This window comes from Paenibacillus sp. FSL L8-0638, assembly GCF_038593075.1.
GTDB lineage: Bacteria > Bacillota > Bacilli > Paenibacillales > Paenibacillaceae > Paenibacillus > Paenibacillus polymyxa_D.
Window position 1 is genome coordinate 4,648,165 of the sequence record NZ_CP151960.1, and the last position, 18,180, is coordinate 4,666,344.

At 45.9% G+C, this 18,180-nt stretch carries 17 protein-coding genes and 1 pseudogene; 10 read left to right on the forward strand and 8 right to left on the reverse strand.

Features of this window, described 5'->3' with window-relative positions; translation table 11 throughout:
- Positions 1 to 37 precede the first annotated feature (37 nt).
- Genes MKY35_RS20595 through MKY35_RS20610 form a run of 4 tightly spaced genes read right to left on the reverse strand, consistent with a single transcriptional unit; the run spans position 38 to position 4,204 of the window.
- Complete coding sequence (locus tag MKY35_RS20595; RefSeq protein ID WP_342444705.1) at positions 38 to 976, reverse strand: DUF4340 domain-containing protein; 939 nt, start codon at positions 974 to 976, stop codon at positions 38 to 40.
- Positions 973 to 2,364 (reverse strand): GldG family protein, encoded by a 1,392-nt coding sequence (locus MKY35_RS20600; RefSeq protein ID WP_342444706.1) that lies wholly within the window; start codon positions 2,362 to 2,364, stop codon positions 973 to 975. Before MKY35_RS20600 ends, MKY35_RS20595 begins: the two co-directional genes overlap by 4 nt.
- Before the next feature lie 5 nt (positions 2,365 to 2,369).
- Positions 2,370 to 3,092, reverse strand: a complete 723-nt coding sequence (locus tag MKY35_RS20605) for an ABC transporter permease (protein ID WP_029518315.1) — start codon at positions 3,090 to 3,092, stop codon at positions 2,370 to 2,372.
- Positions 3,089 to 4,204, reverse strand: coding sequence for an ATP-binding cassette domain-containing protein (locus tag MKY35_RS20610; RefSeq protein ID WP_342446682.1), 1,116 nt, complete (start codon positions 4,202 to 4,204; stop codon positions 3,089 to 3,091). Before MKY35_RS20610 ends, MKY35_RS20605 begins: the two co-directional genes overlap by 4 nt.
- 921 nt (positions 4,205 to 5,125) lie before the next feature.
- On the opposite strand from MKY35_RS20610, the pseudogene MKY35_RS20615 reads away from it, so the two are divergent.
- Positions 5,126 to 5,260: pseudogene (locus MKY35_RS20615) on the forward strand (glycosyl transferase); the annotation flags it as partial.
- Positions 5,261 to 5,302: 42 nt separating this feature from the next.
- Here the strand turns inward: MKY35_RS20615 and MKY35_RS20620 are convergent.
- The gene (locus tag MKY35_RS20620) at positions 5,303 to 5,452 is read right to left on the reverse strand and encodes a hypothetical protein (RefSeq protein WP_342444707.1); all 150 of its coding nucleotides are present in this window, start codon (positions 5,450 to 5,452) and stop codon (positions 5,303 to 5,305) included.
- Between the two features lie 543 nt (positions 5,453 to 5,995).
- Between MKY35_RS20620 and MKY35_RS20625 the strand changes: the two genes are divergently transcribed.
- Genes MKY35_RS20625 through MKY35_RS20635 form a run of 3 tightly spaced genes read left to right on the forward strand, consistent with a single transcriptional unit; the run spans position 5,996 to position 8,236 of the window.
- Complete coding sequence (locus MKY35_RS20625; RefSeq protein WP_342444708.1) at positions 5,996 to 6,313, forward strand: glycosyltransferase; 318 nt, start codon at positions 5,996 to 5,998, stop codon at positions 6,311 to 6,313.
- An 18-nt stretch (positions 6,314 to 6,331) separates the two neighbouring features.
- Complete coding sequence (locus tag MKY35_RS20630; protein WP_342444709.1) at positions 6,332 to 7,090, forward strand: hypothetical protein; 759 nt, start codon at positions 6,332 to 6,334, stop codon at positions 7,088 to 7,090.
- 51 nt (positions 7,091 to 7,141) lie between these two features.
- On the forward strand, positions 7,142 to 8,236 hold the full coding sequence (locus MKY35_RS20635; protein WP_342444710.1) for a glycosyltransferase family 4 protein: 1,095 nt from the start codon (positions 7,142 to 7,144) through the stop codon (positions 8,234 to 8,236).
- A 123-nt stretch (positions 8,237 to 8,359) separates the two neighbouring features.
- Here MKY35_RS20635 and MKY35_RS20640 read toward each other — a convergent pair whose 3' ends face one another.
- Both MKY35_RS20640 and MKY35_RS20645 read right to left on the reverse strand, forming a co-directional pair.
- On the reverse strand, positions 8,360 to 9,265 hold the full coding sequence (locus MKY35_RS20640; protein ID WP_342444711.1) for an NAD(P)/FAD-dependent oxidoreductase: 906 nt from the start codon (positions 9,263 to 9,265) through the stop codon (positions 8,360 to 8,362).
- A 113-nt stretch (positions 9,266 to 9,378) separates the two neighbouring features.
- Positions 9,379 to 9,777 (reverse strand): RrF2 family transcriptional regulator, encoded by a 399-nt coding sequence (locus MKY35_RS20645; RefSeq protein ID WP_039272647.1) that lies wholly within the window; start codon positions 9,775 to 9,777, stop codon positions 9,379 to 9,381.
- Positions 9,778 to 9,936: 159 nt separating this feature from the next.
- Here MKY35_RS20645 and MKY35_RS20650 point away from each other — a divergent pair, with 159 nt between their 5' ends.
- From MKY35_RS20650 to MKY35_RS20670, 5 genes are all read left to right on the forward strand, one after another.
- Positions 9,937 to 11,862, forward strand: a complete 1,926-nt coding sequence (locus MKY35_RS20650) for a BglG family transcription antiterminator (RefSeq protein ID WP_342444712.1) — start codon at positions 9,937 to 9,939, stop codon at positions 11,860 to 11,862.
- 123 nt (positions 11,863 to 11,985) lie between these two features.
- Positions 11,986 to 12,354 carry a PTS lactose/cellobiose transporter subunit IIA gene (locus MKY35_RS20655; RefSeq protein WP_312887696.1) on the forward strand — a complete coding sequence of 123 codons (369 nt, stop codon included), beginning with the start codon at positions 11,986 to 11,988 and terminating at the stop codon, positions 12,352 to 12,354.
- Between the two features lie 18 nt (positions 12,355 to 12,372).
- Positions 12,373 to 13,668 (forward strand): PTS transporter subunit EIIC, encoded by a 1,296-nt coding sequence (locus MKY35_RS20660; protein WP_342444713.1) that lies wholly within the window; start codon positions 12,373 to 12,375, stop codon positions 13,666 to 13,668.
- 70 nt (positions 13,669 to 13,738) lie between these two features.
- Positions 13,739 to 15,175: a glycoside hydrolase family 1 protein gene (locus MKY35_RS20665; RefSeq protein WP_342444714.1), complete on the forward strand. Its 1,437-nt coding sequence runs from the start codon at positions 13,739 to 13,741 to the stop codon at positions 15,173 to 15,175.
- A 30-nt stretch (positions 15,176 to 15,205) separates the two neighbouring features.
- A complete protein-coding gene (locus MKY35_RS20670; protein ID WP_058830457.1) occupies positions 15,206 to 15,532 on the forward strand; it encodes a PTS sugar transporter subunit IIB in 327 nt (108 codons plus the stop codon).
- 71 nt (positions 15,533 to 15,603) lie between these two features.
- On the opposite strand, the gene MKY35_RS20675 is transcribed toward MKY35_RS20670, so the two are convergent.
- Complete coding sequence (locus MKY35_RS20675; protein ID WP_342444715.1) at positions 15,604 to 16,533, reverse strand: NAD-dependent epimerase/dehydratase family protein; 930 nt, start codon at positions 16,531 to 16,533, stop codon at positions 15,604 to 15,606.
- 362 nt (positions 16,534 to 16,895) lie between these two features.
- Here MKY35_RS20675 and MKY35_RS20680 point away from each other — a divergent pair, with 362 nt between their 5' ends.
- On the forward strand, positions 16,896 to 18,098 hold the full coding sequence (locus MKY35_RS20680) for a glycosyltransferase family 4 protein (RefSeq protein ID WP_342444716.1): 1,203 nt from the start codon (positions 16,896 to 16,898) through the stop codon (positions 18,096 to 18,098).
- The last annotated feature ends 82 nt before the right edge of the window (positions 18,099 to 18,180 follow it).

Sequence of the window (18,180 nt, forward strand, 5' to 3'; positions counted from 1 at the left end):
TGGAGCCTCTTTGTGCAGCTAATTTAATTACTAATGGTTATTTTCCAGCCTGAGCTTGGTCGTGGGCATTCTGTTCAGTACGGTTCACGTCAGATACTGACAGACCATAAGCCCAGTTACTTTGTGGCGGTACAACCCATACGGTATCTGGATCATCTTTAAGCGTCCAGCCCTGATAGACCAGCTGGGAATCATCCTTACCCAGCGATACACTTAGCGTAAAGCGGTGGACAGGCTTGCTCAGCTCAGAGGCTTTGCGCAAGGCCTGACTGCTAGTCAGGTTTTTGATCTGCTGCGAGAGGGAAGTCGCCGTGTCACTGGCTACTGACTTTCCGTTCAGCGTCCAAGATGTGGAGGCACTGTCTCCGGTCCCGCTGTTACCGGAGGATTTGAGCATCCATGAAGCATTTTGGCCTTCCCACTCTATTCCGCTCAGCTTGGTATCGTCCCAATCGAACGGCGTTGTATCTATAAAGTCTTCAGCACCCAGCAATAACCCTGAAAGAGTATCTATAGGTACAGAAGCTATCTCTTTTCGGTCTGATAATACATAAACAGCATCTCCGGAAGGCAACGTTTCACCGAAAGCAAAGGTACGAACGTCACCCTGCTTGGTCTTTATCTCAATCTGATCATGGGTAGCGGAGATCCCATATTTGGCTACGTCTGTAGGGGAAGATTCCACCACTTCACCCAACTTTACATTTTGAATCGCCGCTAGCCAATTGTCTATTGTATATTGGTTTAGCGGGTAGGTCCGTGGCTTGCTCATACTCCATTGGCCATCATGTTGTTCAAGTTCCACCGACTTGCCGTCCTTTCCAGTGATTGCGAAAGACGTAATATTCTCTTGCGTAAGCTGAATCAGCTGACGAGCAGCCGGCGCTTGTTCATGAAAAAAGTTTTGGCTCTTTGCATAGATTATACCCGCTCCCAATACAACTAACAGCAGCACTGTGGGTATCCATTTTCTCATGCTCTTCTTCGCCTCCACCATAATAAGATTCCGATGACCGCGAACAGCAACGGCAATCCGATGACAGATATGGTCAATATCGTTTTCGCTTGTGCAGGAGTCAAGTAAGCTACCTTATAATCCTGCTCCTGACGAGGACGAATAGTGAGCCCATCAGAATGCTCCTGCACATAATTCAGACTGTTCAGCACAAAGTCTCGATTGCCTCCTGTGCCGATCTCAGTGTCGCTTAAGAGGGCAGACGTTCCGAGAATAACGGCTTTGGGCTTGCCGTCTTTCCCTTCTACCGCATAACCGAGATCCAGCGGCCCCTGCGGGTCCTTGTCATCCTTCTGTGTTTCGTTGTTCAGCAGACCTTGGATATTCGTTTCACCATAGCTAGCTCCAGAAGATTTCATCAAAAGCGTCGTCTTCCAATCCTTCTGCTCTCCTGCCTGCAAAGCAATAGACAATGAAAGAACAGGGTACAGATTGGAAGCCGCCAACTTATCGGTGATCGCATGACTGCCGAAGGTAGGAACCGTCCATAGCGGTCCAAGTGTATTCGTCTGTTCTTGATCCACCACGATGGCATGAGTGTCCTTCACTCCATAATCAGCCGCTAATGCATCAAGGTTTTTCCAATCGGACCCCATGTTCGGGTGAAAGCCTAGTGCCATAAAAAGCTTTCCGCCACCATTCAGATACGTACGAATACTCTTCAGTTCTGTTGCACTGATATCACGTTCTGGTCCAACAATAGCCAATACAGACGCATCTTTGGATACACTACCCGCCTGATTGAGCTGAACTTCCTCTGTTTTCACATTATCTTGTGACAGTGAGCTACTTAATTCAGTCATTTGGGACAATGGGATTTCCTCATGTCCAGTTAGAAAGGCCACTTTTCCTTGACGGGTAGATGATAATCCCAACAATCCACTCGTCAGCTTTTCTTCCCCCGTAAATTGGTATGCCCCTTCACCACTCCCCTGAGCTTGCGTAAATAGACTCCCAATATCTATAACCCGTTTCTTCTCCCCCTGCACCAACACAATAGACGCTGCAGTAACACCATATTGCTTGGCCAGTATCGGTTCCTGATTCAGATCGTATTGCTCGACCTTGAGCTTGCTGTTACGCTTGGCGTATTCATTCAGCATATCCGTAACATCCCGGTTCAGCTTCTGATTTTGCGAGGTGGATACGGTAAAGGCAATCAATCGTACGTCTTCCTTTATATCCTGGATGGTCGTCAACGTTTGGTCAGACAGCGTATACTGCTTCCCTGCCGTCAGATCCAGTTGAAAGCCACCCAGCGAACGCAGAAATAACGTCAATAAAATAAAAATCCCTACAGCAGCAATCGATAGTACCACACTATTGGTATGACCCAGCCATTTTTTCATATTCATTACCTCCACCGTTTCCGTTCAACCACTTGGATGCTGAATAACAAAAAGAGTACCGCCACCGTCACGTAGTACATCACATCGGCTCCATTCAGCAATCCTTTGGTGAAACTGTCAAACCGTGCGGTTAGTGAAAAAGGTTCCAGCCATTGCTGTACCGCCGCAGATGCACCCGTCTGTCCACCAAACGAATCCAGCATCCAGAACACAAGTAAAATAATAAAACTGACGACCGCCGACATCATCTGATGCTGTGAAAGCGTCGAAGCGAATAAGCCGATCGCCATCATGGCTGCGCCAAGCATAAACAGACCGATCACAGATGTTAATACCAGCGTCCAATCCAGCGACCCATAAAAGGACATCACGACCGGATACGCTAGACTACACAGCACTAATATGAGCAACATGCCCAACGACGCCAAAAATTTACCCACGATCATTTCCGTCACACTCACAGGTGAGGTAAGCAGCAGTTCATCCGTACCTTGCCTGAATTCCTCCGCAACCAGCCTCATCGTGAGTAATGGGACGACGAACACCAGCATGGACAAGGTGTCGCCGAGTACCAGCCGATAGTCCAGAATGCTAGGCTGATACATCACAAAATTGGTATAAAAAAGTAACCCCGTCAGCAGCATGTACACTGCAAGCGCAAAATACGTTGTTGGTGTCCACAGATAGGCTTGCAGCTCTTTTTGACAGACCGCGAACAAACGCCTCATGACCGATTACCTCCTGTATGCTTATCTTCTTCAGTCTTATCGTTGCTGGACGCAGCTTCTCCATGCTCCACCGTGATGGCCGTAGGTGCTGTAGTTTCCGAGGAATGTAGGTCTTGTACTGCTGGATCGCCGACCTGGCCTTCTCCCGTCTCGCGGGTCGTTAACTGCTGGAAGATATTTTCCAAGCTAAGGCTTTCTTTTTTCATCTCCAAAATCGGAAGCTTCGCATCAGACAGCACATAAAATAGTTCTTCGCGAAAATCCTCACCGGAGGCTCCTGTGAGTAGCAATCCGGTCAGTTCTGGCTCTGCGGCAGTCAGCTTCGTGTTCGCTGGAGGCTGCGTGGTCGCCATAGATTCAACCTCTACTTTTCCCCAAGTACGCAGGACATCCAGCACCTGTTCACGCTTGCCTTTAACCTCCACCTTCACCTTGAATCCATCTTCCATCGAACCGCCGAGCGCGTCAGGGCGCCCATCCATGACCAGTTTGCCTTCATGGATGATGAGAACACGATTGCATAACGCATCTACCTCAGGCAATATATGCGTACTTAGCAATACCGTATGATTTTCGCCAATCTCCTGAATGAGCTGACGAATCTCCAAAATCTGATTGGGGTCCAAACCTGAGGTCGGTTCATCGAGCACCAGTAAATCCGGGTTATGAATAATCGCACCTGCCAGTCCCAAGCGCTGTTTATACCCTTTTGACAAACTGCGGACTAATTGTTTTTCCCGCCCATTCAGTCCCAGTCGGGACATCATCTCCGAAATACGCAGCTTCTGCTCTCTCGCAGGCACGTCACGAATACTAGCTACAAACTTCAAATAGGATCTTACGGACATATCCTCATACAAAGGGGGCGTCTCCGGCAGATAACCGATTTTGGAACGAGCTTGTCTGCCCTTATCCTGAATCGGGATACCATCAATCGTAATCACTCCCTCGTTGGGTTGAAGATACCCTGTAATCATGCGCATGGTTGTCGTTTTACCCGCACCATTCGGCCCCAGGAAACCAACAATTTCACCGCGCTGCATTTCAAAATCCAGCTTATGTACACCCCGGTTGCCCTCATACCACTTGCTTACCTGCTGCACTTTGAGCACATGTTCCACCCTTTCCTTTATCGTAATCTTTTCCCTGCTACTCCCCTACTTCCCTCCCACCTAAAATGTTGCATCAGTAGCGGGTAGCAGCGAAGCGGAGGATTTGAAGCTGGAGAAGCGCCAGCGATCAGAAGCCCAAAACCTTCGCGGAGCGGTCTCCCCGCACCTCATGCTACACTTTTAAATTCTAATGATAATCCCCCACATATAACTCCAGCTTAACACCACTTAAATAGAAGCTTAAAATATTGTGTCTGAAATGTGAACACGAAATTACACATCTACCCTCGTAAACTTGTACGGTTCGCTAAGGTATGGATTCGCATCTGGCTATCATTACAACGTAGAAGGGAGTGTATAAAAGCGATGAGTGTATTGTTTACCAATCTAGTTTCTAACGGCGACTTCGAGATCGGATCAACCCTTTTTTGGAGCTCTATCAATGTAACTGTCACTAACTTATCTGTAAAAAGACAAACTTTTATAGTGCGATTCTGGCAGGAGGCGCAGTAGATGCATCTCTTTCCCAGGTCGTTTTTGCTGCACCAGGCGAAAGCTATACGTTAAGTCTTTCAACTGCAAAAATAGGAAGCCTGTCCAGTCCTCAAGTTAACACCTTTCTGTATTACTATGACGCAACCTTTAGCTTCCTTGGCACGGGGCTTACTACCTATTTGAGTGCAGGTACATTGCCAGACGCTGTGAACGGGACATGGCAAAGCCTATATTATAGGCCATTCTCTATCGACAAAGCCGCCCAGCAAGTTATGACTTTGCCATCCTTGCCCTGCCGCGATTGTGGCAGGGCTTCTATAATCAGACCTCTTTTGAATCTAACTTTATGTATTTGAATGGGTAGATCATTTTGCCTTTGCACGTAACTATTCGTTTGAGCAAGCTACGCAGGAGTACATTCTCTGGCTGGATGCCGATGATATTTTGAAGGAACAGGACGCCGTCAAGCTGCTTGAGCTGAAGCAAACCCTTGATTCCTCAGCCACACCAATCGTGGATTCCGTGTCTATGAATTATCATTATGCCTTTGATGATCATGGCAATGTCACCCTACATTTTCGTCGAAACCGCTTAGTTAGAAGGTCAGCCGGGTTCCCTTGGCACGGAGCCGTACATGAGTACCTCGCCGTAAACGGGAATATTCAACATGCCGATATCGCCATAACTCACACTAGAACACACACGGTCTCTCCAGGACGAAACCTGCGAATCTATGAGAAATTGCTCGCCCAAGGTCATACCTTCTCTCCTCGTGACCTCTACTATTACGCTAACGAGTTAAGAGACAATAAAAGATATGAGCAGGCTGGGCAGAGGACGCGATTAGTGCATGTAACAAAATGGCTGATTGTCTACAACAGCTTGGCAAGCTGGAGCAAAGCATTACGGCGGCTCTCCATAGTTTGACCTTCGATACGCCCAGGGCTGATCTGTGCTGTCAGATGGGTCATTATTTTTTGCATAAAAATGAGATCTCCAAAGCTATTTACTGGTACGACATGGCTACCACTCTGAATCCTCCCGACACGATGGGCCCGGTACAAGACGCGTACCAAACGTGGTTTCCTCATATCCAGCTATGCATTTGCCATTTTCGGATGAAGGATTACACACGTGCAAATTGGCACAACGAGCAAGCTGCCATTTACATTCCCAACGACCCGCACGTCCTGCATAATCGACAGTTCTTCAGCTCAATCCTGAATCCTCCCCAATAAAAATGTCCCCCACACTCCCCCCTTAATCTTTAAGTAAGTCAGAGGAGGAGCAAGCGGAATGCAACAATCGAATCGGTACAAAATAGCTGTCTATGCCATTAGCAAAAATGAAGCCCGATTCGCCAAACGCTGGATGCACACCATGCGTGAAGCCGATGTTGTCATTGTAGCGGACACCGGCTCTACAGACGATACTGTTTCCCTGCTACGCGAAGCGGGTGCAGAGGTGCATCGTATAGAGGTAACTCCTTGGCGTTTTGACAAAGCTCGCAATGAGTCCCTACGGCTGGTCCCTGATGATATAGATATTTGTGTCTGTACGGATCTGGACGAAGTCTGGGAGGAGGATTGGCGGTCGCGGCTGGAACGCAACTAGAAGGAAGGAACTACCCGGATGCTATATGCCTTTACACATGGACAGCCTGGGCAAGATACCGTTTATACATGGTTCTGGAAAGAAAAAATACACACTCGTCACGGGTACCGCTGGGTACGCCCGGTTCACGAGGTGCTTGAATATATCGGAGAGGGTAAAGAACGCAGCATCCGATCAGACCAGCTCCGCTTGTATCATGATCCCGATCCGCACAAGTCCTGCAGCCAATACCTTCCACTGTTGGAGCAGTCTGTGCGCGAGTTTCCCGCGGATGACCGCAACATGCATTACTTGGGGCGGGAATATATGTATCATGGCCGTTGGGACGAGTGCATTGCTACGCTGCAACAACATCTTGCCATGCCGCAGGCGCGCTGGGCAGATGAACGCAGCGCTTCGATGCGCTTTATTTCTAGAGCCTATAAAGCAAGTGAACAATGGCAGGAGGCAACACGTTGGTTATACCGGGCTATTGCGGAAGCCCCGTATTTATGTGAACCTTACACGGAAATGGCCCAGCTTGCCTATCATACGCGGAACTGGCCTGCCGTCTATCATATGGTTGAAGAAGCGCTGCGAATTTCAACACGACCGGATACGTACATGCAAGAGGGATTTTGCTGGGACGCTACACTGTATGATCTCGGTGCCCTCGCTTGCTACGAGTTAGGCCTTTTACACAAAGCATGTGAATTTGCGAAAGAAGCAACAGAACGCTCCCCGGAAGATTCTCGCCTTAGTCATAATTATGCGCTAATTCAATCCAGGCTTCCATAGAAACCCACACCCCGTCCTGTTGGTTGAATAACTTGGTATTAGAGCTTGTGGTTGGCAAAGGAGGTTATTGAGATCAAAGTTCTATTTACTTTTTATATACCCAGCGGCGGCGTGGAAACCTTGAACCGTCAACGCTGTAAAGCGCTCATTCAGGACGGGATTGAATGTCATCTTCTCTATTATCAGCACGGTACAGGGATGCAAAACCTGCACGGCGATATCCCGGTGTTCATGACTTCCTCCGAAGAAGAAATTCGAATGCTGATAATGACGCATTGCTATGATACCATCATTGTCTCATCGGATTATCCTATGCTTCCCAGACTGCGAATGTTGGGTTATCAGGGGAAATTAATCTATGAATCGCAAGGCTTTGGCCCACAAGAGGAAGCGGCATGGGTAGTCGCGGATGCGGCTCCGTATCTTCAAAATTACACCGATGCAGTACTCCTACCAGATACGACTCATTTAGTGAATCTTTTCTCCACCATGTGTCCGTGGATTAATCGTTTTGTATTCCCAAATGTACTGGATACCCGCGTATTTAATTATGTACCTAATACTCCTCCGGCTAGTCCGGTCATTGCATGGGTTGGACGGTTGGAGCCCAACAAGAACTGGAGGCATTTTGTCGATATTTCTTACTGGATGCTGCAAAACCGTGCGGATCTTCGAATCTGGATGTTTTATGATGACACCTTGTCTCAGCCGGAGGATAAAATACAATTTGAGAACATGCTTGCTCAGCTTGGCATGTCCACGATTATCGAGCGTTTTAAAAGCGTGCCTCATGCCAAAATGCCCCTATATTACTCCATGATTGGCGACTCAGGCGGCTACCTGCTATCGACCTCGCTGGTGGAGGGCTTTGGCTATGCGGTAGCTGAGGCGATGGCCTGTCGTTGCCCGGTATTAAGCTCTGATTCAGACGGAGTACGAGCATTCATTGACCACAACGAAACCGGTAAATTTTATCAGCAGGGAGACATCTTGCAGGCGATACTGCAAGGACTAGACCTGATGAACAACGTACCTCAACGCGAATCTATCCGCAAAAAAGGACTGGCGCGAATCGTTAACCTGTTGGCACCGGATAAATATGTGCGTTCCTTCAGACAGATGATGAACACGCTAGGTGTGTGGTAATTAAAAAAATAGCTGACGACAACCCTTTTTATATACGGGGCATCGTCAGCTTTATCTTGCCTTTTTTATTCTTGAATATTGGAATCTACCTGATCTTCAATATTGGACATTTCCAAATTCTCGTCATTCGTTGAAATCTTCCTCTGTTAAATCCATATTTACGCTCGCAGCGGCTCGACTGCCGTCGGCGGCCGCAAAAATCAACTGAGAAGGCATGAAGTACGATGAATCCCCAGCAGCATATACACCAGGTATGGAGGTTCTCCCCGCTTCATCCGTCTTGATCCCGCCCGACTCCGTTCTTTCACAGCCCAAATGTTCTCCAAACGGTGCACTTTGTACAAACTGGGGAGTCACGAAGCCACCGATCCTCGGGACTTGAATGCCATCCGTAAAGCGCACGTGCTCAAGCTTTCCATTGTGACCGATGAACGCCGCAACAGGTTGCTCCATTACTACTATCCCCTTGGATTGAAGCCGTTCTTTTTGCTCGTCCGACAGGGATGCATGACCGTTCGTACAGACGATCAAATCCTTGCTCCAATTAAGGAGTAGTTTGGCTGTATGAAATATAGCCGCCGATTCAGAGACGAGGACAAGCGGTTGATCCCGCAACTCCCAGCCGTCGCAATAAGGGCAATTAAATAAACTTTTTCCGTATAACGGATAAAAACCTTCGACCTCGGGGAATATCTCCTTTACGCCCGTCGCCAATATCAATTTTCGCGCTTGAACGCGAAGGCCTGACGAATCAAGCACCTCAAATCCAGATTCGTTTTTTGTAATCGAAACAACCTCGGTTTGCAGATGACGGACAGACGGATAACGCAACACTTCCTCATAAGCTACACGGCGGAACTCGGCCGGCGTTACGCCATCTCTTGTAATAAAACCGTGCGACGCATGCGTAACCGCATTTCTGGGCCGATTATTATCAATCAAAGCCACACTTCTTCTGGCCCTGCCAAGCACGAGGGCTGCATTCAATCCGGCGGGCCCTCCGCCAATAATAGCGCAATCGTACATCACAACACCCAACTCCTTTTAAAAGATATTAAAGACTCTTTATATCTCCAATAAAACAAAAAAAAACGCTTTACATAACTGGCAAACACTCTCTTTCTATATAAAGTCGCTACCTTTTAAACTTGCGTTTGCTTTTGTGCCAAATCGACCAATTTCGTATTTTTTAGATGTCGTTCCATTTTCTCCTCTGCTTCCCTCATTACAGCTTGAATCAGGCACTCAGAACCGTGGACGAAATCACATTCAAACAAAGAATTGGTTCCTTCAATGGCATGGATAATATCCAAAAAGGTAATGTCATCTTTATGACGGGATAGGCGATAGCCTCCATTGGCTCCAGAAACGGATTCGATCATTCCAGCCTTCACAAGCCTCGTCAAAATTTTTGAAAGATAAGTTGGTGAAACATTTTGGGATTCGGCCAGTTGCTGAACACCTACCGGCTTAACCGACGAATCAGTAACGAGCATGAGCATAGTGTGCAGAGCATAATTCGTTGCTTTTGTAAATTTCATAACTACACCTCAATCAAAGACTTATTGTATCTACTATATCGCTGAATCTGCGAGTGTGTCAAGATCATCTAGGATTCACGCTGTTGTCAACCCTTCTTTTGGTTACGCTCTAACCGTTGTATACTGTTCATCAGAAACAGCTAAGAAAGGGGGCTCGTTGTGCGTATTTTTGATATTCTTCGTATATTGGTTGCTGAACAGATGGTCAAAGGAGAACACTTGGCAAATGCATTGAAGGTATCTTCTCGAACGATACGAACGGATTTAAAGGAATTGGGTGCGCTGTTGTCAAAGCATGGAGCAGCAGTTAAACCCCTTAAAGGAACAGGCTACAAGTTAGAGATTCGGGACGAACAAGCATTTCATCATCTGCTGAAGCAATTAAAGGATGATGAAAATAATGTGCCCTATCCATTAGCGAGTTCTTCTGAAGCTAGAAATCGTTTTTTAATGAAAAAGCTATTGCTTACCAACGCATATGTCAAACTTGATGATTTAGCCGAAATGCTGTATGTTAGTCGATCTACTTTACAGAATGACCTCAAAGAACTGCGCAAGCTGCTGGCAACTTACGGACTATCTCTGGAGAATAAACCCTATCATGGTATTCGAGTCAAAGGAAATGAGGCCAAGCTGCGTTATTGCATTTCCGACTATATATTCAGTAGGACAGATGAAATAGGCGAGCAGCAGATGTCCCACCCTCCTCTGATCTCTAACGAAGAGATGGAATTCATAAGAGAAGTGATTCTGGATCGTATTGAGTTCCATGATATTCAGTTGTCGGACATTGCCCTGAACAATCTGGTCATTCATATTGCTATAGCATGTAAGCGAATTCGCGAAGAAAGGTATGTGTCGTATTATCCGCAAGAGATGAAAAAAATCGAAGCACAAAAAGAGTTTAGGGTGGCGACTGAGATCGTATCCGCCTTGGAACAAAACATGAAGCCCTCCTTTCCACTTGTTGAAGTTGCGTACATTGCTGTTCACCTGTTGGGTGTAAGGACCGTCGTTAGTGCACGTATGGATGAAGTGGAGATTAAAAAGATCATTGATAAAGATATCTACGAACTGACTATCGAAATACTAGACCAAATTGATCAGCAGTTGAAAATGAACATTCATAACGATCAAGAACTGCTAATTGCATTTTGCCTTCACCTCAAACCGGTGATCAACCGTTATCATTATGGAATGAATTTGCGTAATCCTATGCTGGATGAAATCAAAGCCAATTACCCGCTTGCCTTTGAAGCAGGTATCATTGCTGCGGAGGTCATCAAGCAGCGGCTTCATATACACATCGAGGAAAATGAAATTGGGTATTTAGCCATTCATATCGGAGTCGCGATGGAAAGAAAGAAAATGGAGGACGCGCCCAAAAAGTGTATGATCGTATGTGCTTCTGGACTCGGCAGCGCTAAGCTGCTGTATTACAAGCTTCAATCGGTCTTCGGTTCAAGGTTAGATATCGTGGGAACCACTGAATTTTATAAGCTGAGACAAATGCCGTTGGATACACTGGACTTTGTCATTAGCACGATTCCCATTTCAGAACCGCTTTCTATCCCCATGATCCATGTGAATACATTTTTGGGCAGTTCCGATATTACGAAAATTGAGCAAGCCATTTCTGAGGCCAGACTTCCTGCTGTGCAGTATGTACGAAAAAAATTGGTCTTTCTTCAGCAGAAGTTTGAGAACAAACTCCAAGTGCTTGAATTTATAGCCGAAAAAATACACGAAGCAGATCTTGTAAAAGGCCCCCTGCTGCAATCTGTAATAGAGCGTGAAGCCGTTTCCCCCACTTCATTTGGCAACTTTGTCGCGATCCCGCATCCGATGGAACCTTTCGCAGATTCCACGTTTTGGGCCATCTGTACATTACAAAAAGCAATCGATTGGAATGGCAAGCCGGTACAGTTTATTTGTATGCTCTGTATACAGCGCACCAAATCAGAAGATTTACAGACTATGTATCATATTTTGCTTGAAATTTTAAATAATGAACAGCTCGTCCAGCAGCTTATTCGCTGCAAATCGTATACAGAATTCATAGAAGTGTTGCACAAAAATGGTTGAACATGAGGAGTATGAAGAACGATTGATTTCCGTTAAGAAGAGGAAATAATGTGCGTTATGTTGAAAGCGATTCCAAATTATAATAGCCATATGAACGAGATGATTGAAAGGAGAGAGGATCACGTGAATCATGATGAATCTACAGAGCACGACGTGAACATGGAGGACATGGATGATACAGAGATTGTATTCCAAATTATATTATACGCAGGGAATGCACGCAGCTCCGCCATGGAGGCGATTGAGCTTGCAAAGGCGGGGAAATTTCGTGAAGCCAAAGAAGAATTAGCCTCAGCAAAAAAAGAACTGGTGTCCTCCCACAAGATTCAAACCAGAATCATCCGTAAGGAAGCAGCGGGTGAAAAAACAGAGATGTCTGTCATGATGGTACATGCTCAAGATCATTTGATGAATGCCATCACCATTCGCGATATGGCCTCAGAGTTTGTAGACCTGTATGAACGCATGGATCAATTCGTACCGAAATCGTAGAGGGAGGGACGCTATCCCATGGCATTCAAAGACAAACTGGTTGACGGCCTCACATCGGTAGCAAATGCAATCAACAATTTTAAATATATTATAGCGATCAAATCAGCTTTTATCACATTGATGCCCGTTATTATTGTCGGTGCCTTTGCTGTACTGATTTCCAATATGGTCATGGACCCAGTCAATGGTTTGGCCCATTTTAGGCCATTCTCATTCCTGGCTGAGTACAAACCGATTTTCTCAGGCATTAACTATGCCAGCTTGAATATCCTTACCATTCTGGCTGTTTTCATGATTGGTCTGGAGCTAGGAAAAATTAATGGTGAGAAAAATCTTTTCCCCGGTTTGCTTGCTTTAATCTGTTTTATCTCTGTGACACCAACCACGATAGAGTTGATGGTTAACGGTGACATGCAAAAAGTAACAGACGTCATAGCCCGTCAATTTACGGATACCAAGAGCTTGTTTTTAGGGATTTTCATAAGCATCCTGTCCGTCGAGCTATACAGCAAACTGGGTAAGTCCGACAAGCTAAAAATCAAAATGCCTGAAAGTGTTCCCAGCAATGTGGCCGTTTCTTTCTCCGCACTCATTCCTACCATTATTACGGTGACTGTCTTCTCCATGTTTGGATTCTTTTTTCATAAGTTTACGGGACTCTATCTGTACGATGCTGTCTATAATGTGGTGCAAAAACCTCTGGAGGCCGTAGTACAGGGACTGCCAGGTATACTGGTGCTGATGCTGGTTGCGCAAATCTTCTGGGTGATCGGTATCCACGGAAACCAAATGGTAAAGCCCATTCGTGAACCCCTGCTGCTTGGCGCGATTACTGTCAACATGACTGCTTATGAGCAAGGACTGCCCATTCCGAACATTATTACGATGCCTTTCTGGGACGTATACATGAGTATCGGTGGTTCAGGGATTACGCTAGCCCTCTTGATTTGTATTATGATCGCTTCCAAGCGTGAAGATATGAAGGAAATAACAAAGCTTTCGCTCGGCCCAGGTCTGTTTAATATTAATGAGCCTGTCATTTTCGGACTTCCGATTATGTTGAATCCATTGATGGCTATCCCTTTCATTATTACTCCGCTCATCACAGGAACGATTGGTTACTTCTCGACGTTGCTTGGATTTGCAGGTAAAGCCGTCGTCATGGTTCCATGGACTACTCCGCCTATTATTAATGCCTACCTGTCTACAGGTGGAAGCATTGGAGCCGTCGTCACTCAGATCATTTGCATTGTGGTAGCGATTATCATTTATTTCCCGTTCGTCAAAATTGCCAACAAGCGAACGACTGAATAATGCGCTACTATAGAAATACACTAATTAATTGAAAACGCATTCTTTATACAATGAAAAGGAGAAACATGTCATGGCTAAACATACGATACAAATTCCATCGAATTTCATCATGGGTGCAGCGGCTTCCGCCTGGCAGACAGAGGGATGGAGCGGTAAAAAAGAAGGTCAGGACTCATTCCTGGACCAATGGTACAAAAATGACCGCTATGTCTGGCACAATGGATATGGACCCGCGGTTGCAACCGACTTTTATAATCGCTATACCGAAGATATTGCGCTGATGAAGCAGATTGGCTTAACCCATTATCGTACTTCTATTAATTGGTCCCGCTTCTTAACGGATTATGAGAATGTAGTGGTGGATGAAACGTATGCGGATTATATGGGTCGGGTCATTGATGAGCTGATTGCGAGCGGAGTCGAGCCGATGATTTGTCTGGAACACTATGAGGTACCCGCCTACCTGCTGGACAAATATGAGGGCTGGTCTTCCAAGCATGTAGTAGAGCTGTTTGTAAAATATGCGGAAAAAGTGTTTGAACGGTACGGGGATCGGGTCAAGCACTGGTTTACGTTTAATGAGCCCATTGTTGTACAAACTCGTGTCTATCTAGATGCCCTTCGCTATCCCTATGAACAAAATACGCGGAAGTGGATGCAATGGAACTATAACAAAACGCTGGCTACCGCGAAGTGTGTACAGCTTTTCAAAGTCAAAAATTATAGTGAGAACGGGGCTAAAATAGGGGTAATTCTGAATCCCGAAGTGACTTATGCCCGCTCCAGTGCCCCTCATGACCAGTATGCAGCACATGTGTATGATCTATTTTACAATCGAGTATTTCTGGACCCGCTTATTAAAGGCGAATACCCGCAAGAATTGTTCGAGCTCATGAGCAAGCATGATATTGCCTTTGAAGCTACGGCGGAGGAACTGGCCTTGATTAAGGAAAATACCGTTGACTACGTTGGAATCAATCTCTATTATCCCCACCGGGTCAAAGCGCAGAGTAAAGCGTGGAACGAAAACATTCCTTTTCACCCCTCTTACTACTACGAGCATTTCGACCTTCCGGGTAAAAGAATGAACAAGTCACGGGGCTGGGAGATTTATCCTAAAATTATTTACGATATGGGAATGCGCATTAAGAACGAATATCACAATATCGAGTGGTTTGTTGCGGAAAATGGCATGGGGATTGAAAATGAAGCTGCTTTTAAAAATGAGGAACACATCATTCAGGACGACTATCGTATTGACTTTATAACTGAGCATTTATACTACACGCTACAAGCTGTAGAAGCAGGTTCCAACTGTACAGGTTATATGCTGTGGGCCTTCATAGACAACGTTTCTCCTATGAATGCTTTTAAAAATCGCTATGGACTGGTGGAAATTAACCTGGAAAATGATCGAAGTCGGCATTTGAAGAAATCCGGCTACTGGTATCAAGCTGTTATCAAGGAACGCTTGTTTGTTGCTAATCTGGATGAAGAGTATAAGTAGTTAAAATAAATTTCTGGAGGCGCTCTTGATATGAAAAAAATCATTCTGGCATGCTCTGCGGGGATGTCGACATCCATTCTGGTTTCCAAGATGAAAAAAGAAGCCGCAGCAAGATCCATAGAATTGAACATCGAAGCGATCCCCGAAAGCACCATTAAAGAAGAGCTGGAAGGCATGACAGATCCTGTGATTGCTATTTTACTCGGACCTCAGGTGCGGATGCGTAAAAAGCCAGTAACTGAAATTGCAGCTCCCTATGGCATCCCTGTAGATGTTATTGACACGTTGGCTTACGGTAGAGGAAACGGTGCGGCTGTCCTCGATCAAGCCTTCAAGCTGGCTGGTGAGAACCTATAATTTCTGTTCAAACTGAAAAGAGGCTGAGAGTTCCCTCAGTCTCTTTTTTTTGATCCTCGCGCTCGTTAGCCCTAGATGCCTTCTTTGTCTGTGCCCATACTGCTCACGTACGTTTCCTTTAGACCGGCAGAGATCCCGTATAGCGGTTCCCAATGAAGCCAATGTCTGGCGACTGCGTTGCTCAGACAGCTATGGTGAATGTCTCCCGCCCGCGCTGGTGAATACACAGGCCGCACAGACGAACCGTGCAGCTTTAGTAAATCGTAGGCCAGCCGATTGATGGACGTCGTTCGTCCCGTACTTACATGCACTGTGCGTTGATCCGCTGCATGTATAGCCGCCATATTGGCTCGGACTACATCCTTGACGTACACAAAGTCACGGGTTTGCGTCCCGTCGCCGTGAATGAGCAAGGGGCTGCCTTTTTTCAGCCGGTCCATAAAAATAGCGACTACACCGCCCTCTCCCTTCGCAGCCTGGCCGGGGCCATACACATTTCCGTAACGCAAAATCGTGTAGTTCAAGCCATACAAGCGATAAAAAAGACGAATATACGATTCTGCGGTCAGCTTGGACAGCCCATAGCCTGAAATAGGCTCCACGGGATCGTCTTCCTGAATACATTGCTTTTGCAGCTCTCCGTATACGCCGGATGTGGAGGCAAATATGATTTTCGATACACCCGCTTCACGACAAGCCTGCAACAAATGAATCGTCCCCAGCACATTCACATCCGCATCCTCGTCGGGGTGATGGATGGATTGCTGCACATCAGCCTGTGCAGCCAAATGAAACACAATGTCCGGGCTTTCCCGAATCAGCAGCGTCCTGGCTTCAGAGCTGCGAATATCTGCAATATGCATGACCGCGCGCGGATCTACATTTGCAGCATTCCCGGTCGTCAGATTATCCAGCACATGTACTCTGATGCCCGAGTCAGCAAGCGCACGTACCAGCTGGGAACCAATAAACCCTGCTCCCCCGGTGACCAAAGCCTTCACTAGTGCCCCTCCTTTCAAACCTGAACGGGTCGGCGCTTGGGCCTTACCAGCAACTACGGAGACAGATGCATCCCTCACGTTGTTATGACAGCATGACAGGCCCATATGTGCTCCCCTCTTCACATTATTTTATGCGTTGCTCCATAGCTTGGCGCAGGCGCAAGCACACACAGGAACCAAAAACGATCATTTCACACGCATGAGTGCTCACATAAAAATTCAAACTGTTATATATGACTACCTTGCAATGAATAATACATGGGTGAATGGTCGTGTCGACAGATAGACATTGCTCATATAGTAAATTACCTATCCAAAGGAGGTGACAATCATACCCGAGAAGTGCATAGGGTATGTAGCCCGTGAGCGTAAAGTCTAAGGTTATGTTATTCTCACATATTTGCCATCCGGCTCGAATGTCGGGTGCCGAGAAATGGCTACTTTTTTTAGCTAAAACCCTTAGCGAGCAATATGAGGTTGTGCTGGTTGTTCCCTGTTGCGGCATGCTGTCAATAGAAGCAGAAACTAAGGGGATACGTATAGCCATTCAAGATTCTCCACTGCTATGGTCTTTGTATGAATCATCGCCAGCTATGCATCAGGAATTTGCAAAACAAGAATCTTCTAATTACTACCAATCCCTATTAACACTTCTGCACGTTCACAGACCGGATTGGGTGATGGTTAACACATCGGTTAATGCATTGCCTGCGGCTGCGGCAAAAAAAGCAGGCATTCCCGTTGTTTGGATAATAGACGAAATCTTGTATCCAGGTGTACATCAGATTGATGCAGTACGGATGGTAAATCATTATGCAGATTGGATTATCGGTATATCGGAAGCAGTACTTGCACCTTTTAAGGGTTCAATAGTTAATAATAAAAATAGGCTTATATATCCTTCCTGGAATGATGCTGAATTGCACCCTGAAAGGTGGGAGGAAAATCGTCGTTGTCTGAGGGGAGCCCATAATATCGGCGACCACGAAACGCTAATAGGACTCATAAGCGGAATGATCTCCGTCCATAAAGGAATTGATCAATTTATCTATATGGCCGATATGCTAATGTCACACTTTCCTCAAGTGAAATTTCTTATTGCCGGAAGTCCAGAAATAACAGAATACTTCAATAAATGCAAAGCATTGGCGTATTCAACATTAGATCCATCTCGCATTATATTTCATTCGTTCGAAAGCCACATTGAACAATTATACCCTGCGCTTGATATCGTAGTCGTACCTAGCATGATTGATGAAGGCTTTGGAATGACTGCTCTTGAAGGGATGATATTCGGCAAACCAGTAGTTGCTTATGACTCAGCAGGACTTGGTGAGCTACTCAAAAATACGGGTAATGAGAAGTTTTTAGTGCCTAAAGGTGATGTGGGCGGACTTTGGCAAATAGTTGTTGACCTCCTTCAAAATAAAGAGCGCATGTTGGAAATAGGAACTAAAAATCGCGAGGCATCCATAGAATCTTTCGGCATAGATATATTCCAAAATCGGTTTAATAACTTGCTTCAGGAAATTGACGCTGCCGTTTATGGTTTGAACCAGCAATAAAAAAGTTCAATCCAGGTATTCCGAACGTTCTCTTTTAGGATTTTCACCAATTAGATCATAACGTATATCTGTGCACTCTAAT

What these genes read in the sequence shown, in the direction of transcription:
- MKY35_RS20595 (WP_342444705.1), bottom strand. Translation starts at nt 976, where the DNA reads ATGAGAAAATGGATACCCACAGTGCTGCTGTTAGTTGTATTGGGAGCG.
- MKY35_RS20600 (WP_342444706.1), bottom strand. Translation starts at nt 2,364, where the DNA reads ATGAAAAAATGGCTGGGTCATACCAATAGTGTGGTACTATCGATTGCT.
- MKY35_RS20605 (WP_029518315.1), bottom strand. Translation starts at nt 3,092, where the DNA reads ATGAGGCGTTTGTTCGCGGTCTGTCAAAAAGAGCTGCAAGCCTATCTG.
- MKY35_RS20625 (WP_342444708.1), top strand. Translation starts at nt 5,996, where the DNA reads ATGCAACAATCGAATCGGTACAAAATAGCTGTCTATGCCATTAGCAAA.
- MKY35_RS20630 (WP_342444709.1), top strand. Translation starts at nt 6,332, where the DNA reads ATGCTATATGCCTTTACACATGGACAGCCTGGGCAAGATACCGTTTAT.
- MKY35_RS20645 (WP_039272647.1), bottom strand. Translation starts at nt 9,777, where the DNA reads ATGAAATTTACAAAAGCAACGAATTATGCTCTGCACACTATGCTCATG.
- MKY35_RS20660 (WP_342444713.1), top strand. Translation starts at nt 12,373, where the DNA reads ATGGCATTCAAAGACAAACTGGTTGACGGCCTCACATCGGTAGCAAAT.
- MKY35_RS20665 (WP_342444714.1), top strand. Translation starts at nt 13,739, where the DNA reads ATGGCTAAACATACGATACAAATTCCATCGAATTTCATCATGGGTGCA.
- MKY35_RS20670 (WP_058830457.1), top strand. Translation starts at nt 15,206, where the DNA reads ATGAAAAAAATCATTCTGGCATGCTCTGCGGGGATGTCGACATCCATT.